4 protein-coding genes, 1 tRNA gene and 2 pseudogenes are annotated in these 6,997 nt (G+C 46.1%); 4 read left to right on the top strand and 3 right to left on the bottom strand.

The genetic code is table 11. The features are described 5' to 3' along the window. Positions 1 to 49 precede the first annotated feature (49 nt). Positions 50 to 472 (bottom strand): hypothetical protein, encoded by a 423-nt coding sequence (locus FD34_RS01045; RefSeq protein ID WP_057805914.1) that lies wholly within the window; start codon positions 470 to 472, stop codon positions 50 to 52. A gap of 767 nt (positions 473 to 1,239) precedes the next feature. Between FD34_RS01045 and FD34_RS01035 the strand changes: the two genes are divergently transcribed. Together FD34_RS01035 and FD34_RS01030 are read left to right on the top strand one after the other, a co-directional pair. After that, entirely contained in the window at positions 1,240 to 3,258 is a 2,019-nt protein-coding gene (locus FD34_RS01035; protein ID WP_057805910.1) for a DEAD/DEAH box helicase family protein, read from the top strand. Positions 3,259 to 3,261: 3 nt separating this feature from the next. Beyond that, a pseudogene (locus FD34_RS01030) lies at positions 3,262 to 4,282 on the top strand (alpha/beta hydrolase). A gap of 189 nt (positions 4,283 to 4,471) precedes the next feature. Here the strand turns inward: FD34_RS01030 and FD34_RS01025 are convergent. Then, positions 4,472 to 4,894: a transcriptional regulator gene (locus FD34_RS01025; RefSeq protein WP_235805949.1), complete on the bottom strand. Its 423-nt coding sequence runs from the start codon at positions 4,892 to 4,894 to the stop codon at positions 4,472 to 4,474. A 119-nt stretch (positions 4,895 to 5,013) separates the two neighbouring features. Between FD34_RS01025 and FD34_RS01020 the strand changes: the two genes are divergently transcribed. After that, a tRNA-Thr gene (locus tag FD34_RS01020) sits at positions 5,014 to 5,086 on the top strand. 248 nt (positions 5,087 to 5,334) lie between these two features. On the opposite strand, the gene FD34_RS08525 is transcribed toward FD34_RS01020, so the two are convergent. Beyond that, positions 5,335 to 5,679, bottom strand: coding sequence for a dihydrofolate reductase family protein (locus tag FD34_RS08525; protein WP_152936702.1), 345 nt, complete (start codon positions 5,677 to 5,679; stop codon positions 5,335 to 5,337). A gap of 229 nt (positions 5,680 to 5,908) precedes the next feature. Between FD34_RS08525 and FD34_RS01010 the strand changes: the two are divergent. After that, positions 5,909 to 6,894: pseudogene (locus FD34_RS01010) on the top strand (zinc-binding dehydrogenase). Positions 6,895 to 6,997: the final 103 nt, after the last annotated feature.

The following is a 6,997-nucleotide window of genomic DNA, read 5'->3' as shown; positions in this document are numbered from 1 at the left end:
AGTATAGGAGACCTCAAATTGAAAATATAGACGTGTTGTTATTCGGTGCTTACGAAGAGATAACATCCTCTAAGCTGGCCATTTCTTTCTTCATATGTATACCTTTGCATGTCTTATAGTGATTTAAAAGTTCATCATGCAGTGTTAGGCTTACGTAACTTTCAATACTGTTAGCATGGATTCTCGAATCGTTAAAGTAGATGTCACTTAATCTCACCTTAATTATTTGGAACTTCTGTGGATTAGATTTTACAAAATCTTTGGCCTTCTTAATGAGGGTTCGTTCACTGATGTTTGTCTGGGGAGCAGAGGCATGTCCAGATGCTAAGTGTCCTCGAATTTCATACACCGTTCTGGCGATACTGTAATAAAGTAGTGGAATTACTTCTTTGGCATTAGCTTCTTCAATTAATCCCCAAGATTGTTCTATATAAGAATACTTTTGAATTGTCGGATTTTTGGTAAGGTTCATTGAACGAATAATACTGATTAGTCCTGTCAATTTATTGCTATTAATAACTTTAATTTCATTTAGTGATGCGGCATATTTATCATCTGGAGTAGGAGCATGATAGGTTATTATCAGCTTAACCTATTTTCTCGTAATGCTTTCCCAAGATATGTTGTTATGCTTCATTAGTTTATTCAACCTAGTAGGTGAAATACTATTGGGCTGGTTAGCTTCGGTTCTGTTGTTAATTATTCCTAATACTGCTTCTATAGCAAAATAAATATCTCCGTTATCCAGGTTCAGATACGTCTGTTCCTGGATTTCTTTGTATTCTGTCATAATACTTTCTCATTTCTTGAACGCAAAAAAGTGTCCGTATAATAAGCCGATCGTCTGAGGGACAATAGAATTTTCAAAAGGAGAACGGCCGTTTGAAATTTGATATCAATAATTAAATTTTATCATTTTCTAATAAGTACAGTGCTAATAGTAGCTGGTAGTTGGTTATGAGTTGATAGACAATACTAACTCAAAACCTTTATATCACGACCCTTACGGCGTGCTAACGCCGTTGCCGAGCTCCGTCAACGTCATCCGCTAAGATTGCCGTCAGGTCGGCTTTTGTGGATGATGTCAGAATCGGTTGGGTTGGTGTAGAAGACGCATGGAATCAATGATTGTTGACTTTTTACAGGACAAATATATTACATGGGTAGATCGAACAGGGATAACAGTTAAATGCCCTTACTGCTAGTCCTTGAACGGTTACCCAGAAAGGATGAGAAGATATGTCAGATGATAAGAAGTCAGAAAGTATCGAAGAACGGTACGCCAAAGCTTCAAATTATTTGAATCGATACTCCTATTCTAGCCGGAAGTTATACCAAGCCATTCTTAAGGTCTTACCGCCTTTGCAGGTTAATGACCAATATGACGAAGACAATATTAACTTGGCAATTAAAGCTGGTAAGATCCTGGACCTTCTTGGTGAAGCGTCACGAACTTGGAACATCTCAATTCATTGGCTTTTCACCGTCTGCAATCCCAAGATTACTGATCAATCTAATCCAAAGTACAGTCCAGTGTATAAACAACACGCAAGCCAGTTACCATTGAATCGTTTCGGCGAGTTAGATCATCTGGAAATGGATGATGATGACAAGCTTATTCGTGCTGGTGACAAGCTGGTTGGTGATGACTGCTTCGTTGGTAAGGGTTGTGAAGATTATGGGGCAGCCTGGGATGATGATGGCAATGTTATTAAACGTGATGCTCGTGGGCAACCAATCTTAGATGGATTCACTGCTTGGGTAGCACGACATGTTGATGAACTTCAAAAGATCTGTTGCCGAAATCCAAACAGGGATCGTCACTTTGCTGCGTTTCAGATTAACCATACTCGTGACGACGAAGAAAATCAGCGAAATGGTGAAGGTGAACATAAGAAAGCACACAGCCACTTAGTAGTAGACATGCCGACAAGACGTACCCGATACCGAATGATGGAATTATTTGGCTATAGCTTTGATGATTTAACAGAGACGTTCAAATGGATTGATCAGATTGACGATCAACGAAATGAACGGATCGAGGCATTTCTTGAAACACTTCAAGGCGCTATGCAGAACTTTGTTGTAACTAAGCATTATATTTTCTCACTTCAGTATCTTGTTCATCAAAGTAGTAAGGCTAAACGCGATCAAAAGACCCCATACGCGATTGCTGAAGTAATGAGCTGGCTACCAGATGATCCAGGTAAGAGCTATTCAAGTATTGCTGGTGTATATGATGATGAAACGGTTGCCAAAGGTATTGATTCAGCCATTGTTCGTAATCTACATAGTCCTTACAACTTGGCGCATCACACTGCTAGGTTGGTAGGACATAGCGATGGTAATCGCGTCTTCTCTGGACACCAATTGTCGGAATTAAGGAGCCTTGGAACAAAGGGTACCGGGAAAATGAACTTTAGTAAGCAATCTAAGAAGTTGATTCTGGATCAATTGATGGAATGGATTTATTCCGGACGGATGCAAGTAACTGATTGGAAAGATGCAATTCATGCGGCTTTTGATGATAGTGATGCAGCAGGTTTAATTACTGATGGGATCTTTATCAGTCGTTTGACTGCTGTCTTAGACGATCAGCGAATGATATTAATGCTGATCGTAAACATGAACACCATTTTCATTAGTGCTGCACAGGGTGGTATTGGTAAATCGTATCTAGCTAGTCGACCATGTCAGTATCTGGAAAAGGGACGTACACCCTATATGACCGCAGCTGAGGATAAAGGTAAGACAGTCGACTGCTGGCAAGACTACCGAGATCAAGCAGCAGCAGTGATTGATGAAGTATCACCTTCATCAATTGAATGGAGCGCCCTTAAAGATATGCTAGATCCACACAAAATACCAAGGGTTGCCAGCCGTTTCCATAACACTAGTCCTTGGAATTTGAACCTTTTGGTGATGACCAATGTTTATTCTGATGGGGTAGCAGGATATGTGAGAGATGTCCTTCACTATGCCCCAGGCGTGGTAAAACTTGGTTACTTAGAACAGAGTGATTCATATAGTAAAACTTGGGAGCTAAAGACAGATGATCCTGAGGCTGGGCAAGTCTATTTGTCGCAATTAAGTCAATTGCTGCGACGTCTGCCAATTAATGTCCATATGATTCCACAGAAGATGGAAAAGGAACTGAGGTTGTTGTTTCAATCATCAATTTCCGCCCAGGCGGTCGTGCTATTAAAAATTATGACTATATCTATACACGTGAGTCAGATCATATTTTCAACGTTGTAATTAATGAAGTACAGTGTAAAACCATTAGCAGAAGATAGCCGGGTCTTTAAGGTTGATCCCCAGATTAAAGTAAAGTCCGTCCGTTTTCAGAACCGTTACGGCTTTATGGTGGCCGGTAACCTCTACCTGCCAGCCGACTTTGATGAAAGCAAAAAGTATGCGGTAATCGTCATCTTCGGGCCATTCGGGGCCGTCAATGAACAGTCCAGTGGCCTCTACGCCCAAACTCTAGCGCAACGGGGCTTTATGACGGCTACCTTTGACCAGTCCACCACTGGTGAGAGCTCCGGTGATGTTCGTAACGTGGCCTCCCCAGACATCTTTGTCGAGGACTTCTCCGCTGCCGTCGATTTCCTGGGCACGCAGAAGTATGTTGACCGTGAAAAGATTGGGGCCATCGGGATTTGCGGATTGGGCTCCCATGTCCTGACTGCCGCCTCCATTGATGTCCGGATTAAGGCCGTGGCGACGTCGGTCATGTACGACATGGCAGAATCAATGTGGTCTGGGCTGAATAATTCTAAGACCGCGGAACAGCGGGACCGCGAAAAACAGTACCTCGCAGATATTCGTTGGGAAGATGTTGACAATGATACTCACGTCGGCGGTTACCATGAACTGCCGTTTGATGAGAATAATAATCCAGTTCGGGCAGATAAATTATTACCTAATGAGGTGCCAGCTGGCGCGGACCCGGTTACCACGGAATTCATTAACTACTATATCAAGCGGGCTTACCACCCACGTTCCATCAACTCGGCAATGATTTGGGACGCCACCAGTCCGTGGGGCTACTACAATTTTCCACTCCAACAACGGATTGGGAAGATCACTGCTCCTAAGTTAATTGTCACTGGTGAAAAGGCCCACTCACGTTACATGGCCGAGGCGGCCTACGAGCGGTTGACCGACCCGAAGGAACTGGTATTGGTACCGGGGGGCCACGCATACCGACCTGTACGACCAGATGGACAAGATCCCATTTGATAAGTTCGAAAACTTCTTTAATGAAAACCTGAAATAAGCGGTAACCAAAAGTCTCTCGCTATTCGGCGGCCTGTTCGGCTTTAAGAAGAAGCAGGACTAACCTTGTTGTTGCAACTAACTAGATAAACGAAGCAACCCCCAAACATTCGGAATCGCACCGAATGCTTGGGGGTTGTCCTATATAATAGTCCAGGTGCCAAATTGATCCCCGGGCTATCTTTCAGCCTCAGTCGACCTTGGCCCACTGGTCCTGAAGCTGCTGGATCAGAGACGTCAGGCGCCGCTGGTTTTCCCTTAAAAAGCAGGCGTAGAACTTCTGCTGGGCGACCTGGTCGGTGAGCGGAATGGTCAGCCGATTCTGCAGCAGGTCGGCACCCCAGCTGTCGTCCAGTTGGGTCAGGTTGGTGGTGAAGTAGGGGAGGATGGGGTAGTTGACCAACTCGCTGTAGTCGTGGGCATGCTTCTGATAGAGGATGCGACTGCCGGGGATCCGGTGCTGGTAGATCTGCTCCCAGAAGCCGATGCCGCGCGGACTTAAGATGGTCTGGTCGTGCAGGTCGGCGAACGATAGCTGCTTGGCACCGGCCAGCTGGCAGGTTGACCGTCTTGGCGAGGGTGCCGCACTGGCTGAATTCACTAAAGCTGGCATAGCCTAAATTTACGCAGTGGTCTGCTAAAAGAGTAACGGTCCGCTGCTTTTAAATTAATTTGAATTACCTCTTGCAATGATGGGGGATACTCTGCTATACTAATATTTGTTGGTTAAATGCTGACTTAGCTCAGTTGGCAGAGCACCTCACTAGTAATGAGGAGGTCGGAGGTTCGAGCCCTCTAGTCAGCACTATAAAGAGTCTAATAGCCTATTCTGACGGCATTTTCAGTCGTAAGAATAGGCTATTTTTCATTAAAAAACGTTATCGACTTCTCACGTGAACGCTTTCTGTGTTGCTTCAATCCACGATGGATCGCTGGAGCTCAATGGCGCCAAGCACGTAGGCGATTTTGGCGTGTGTAAAAGTGAGAAATATGGTGAAATTTGATAATTTAAGTTGAAACATTCAGACGTTCTATATGTTCGTGGTGATGTACTTACTTTACCGGGTACCGCAACCAGACTGCGTCATCGTTATATGATTGTACGGTTTTTAATTGCAGGGCAACGGGGTGTGAATCTGAACGACCATCAAAAAGGCTTGGACCGGTTCGGCCATCAATTTCCGGCCCAATTAATATACTGACTTCATCAATCAGATCAGCCGTGAGAAAGCTGCCGCTAATCTTGCCCCAGCCGAAATGGAGAAACAATTTGGAAAATATGGCTGGCATGAGCATGAAGATTGGGTATACACAAGGTTCTACAAACTCTCTTGAGCAGATTATTTCGTACTGGCAAAACCAGTTATCGATATTCCCGCAAAAGGCTACCCAGTTCATAGATCATCTCAAGCAGAAAATAAATTTATTAAGAACGTTTCCACAAATGGGAACCGGTATAACAGGTCTAGATCATCTTGATAAAAACGTATCGGTTACTGATTGGCCATAGCTATGCAATTTTTAGCACATCCCAAATGAAAATTAAATTTTAACCGGGTTGACAGCCGGGTGTTGCTGAGGACGGAATGGTATACTGAACCCATCAAATAAAAAGGAGCGATGAACTATGAAAGCCCTCGTTGTTGCTAATCAAGGCGATCAATCAATAAATTGCTTGCAGATTGCGGAGGTTGCCAAGCCCATCCCCACAGCCGATCAGGTCCTGATCCGGGTTCACGCGGTTGGCCTGAACCCCGTTGACTATAAGGTGGTCGAGGGCGGTGTTCCCGCCTGGACTTACCCGCACACCCTCGGCCTGGACGTCACCGGTGAGGTCGTTGCGGTCGGAGCGGCCGTCACCGACTGGCAGGTCGGGGACCGGGTCTCCGGTCACGGTGACCTGACCCAGAATGGCTGCTTTGCCGAGTTCGTTGCCGTGCCGACCTACCAACTGGCCCGGATCCCGGATAACGTCAGTTACGAAACGGCCGCCAGCCTCCTCTGCGGTGCCCTGACTGCGTATACGGCGGTGGAACGTAAGCCCAACCTGACGAATGTCAGGACGGTTCTGGTCCACGCTGGAGCTGGTGGGGTCGGTAGTATTGCCATCCAACTGGCCAAGCTCCATGGCCTCAAGGTGTTCACCACGGTTTCCACCGGGAAGGTCAAGTATGTTCGGCAACTTTATCCCGACGCGATCATCGACTACCGCCAGGAGGATGTCGATACCCGACTTGCCCAGCTGACTGACGGCCTGGGGGTTGACCTGATCATCGACACGGTTGGTAAGGCCGGGCCGAACGAGACCTGCGCCGCCTGGCCTACAATGGGACCCTGGTGACGATCGTGGACGTGCCGGACCTGACCGGGGCGCCAGTGTTTGATCGCGGGCTGAGTATGGATGTTGTCAACCTCGGCGGTGCCCACCTCAGCGGCAATCCGTTTCAGCAGGCCGATCTTGGGAAGATGAATTCCGAGATGTTAGCTTTGGCCGCGGCGGGGAAGGTCGACCCGCTGATTGAAAAGGTAATCTTCTTTGACCAAATCAAGGACGGCCTGCAGGCAATTAAGGACCACCGGGTCATCGGGAAACTCGTGGCTGAGATCGACTAAGTAATAATCCTCGTTGTATTGCAATGGTGCAGCGGGGATTTTTTAGTCTGCTGTTAAAACTTGATATCGGTCAATTTAATCCCCGTTGTCCCTCCCTATACTG

The organism is Limosilactobacillus pontis DSM 8475 (assembly GCF_001435345.1).
Classification (GTDB): Bacteria; Bacillota; Bacilli; order Lactobacillales; family Lactobacillaceae; genus Limosilactobacillus; species Limosilactobacillus pontis.
The sequence above is the reverse complement of the archived record's forward strand: the minus strand, read 5'-3'. Positions and strand labels throughout refer to the sequence as shown.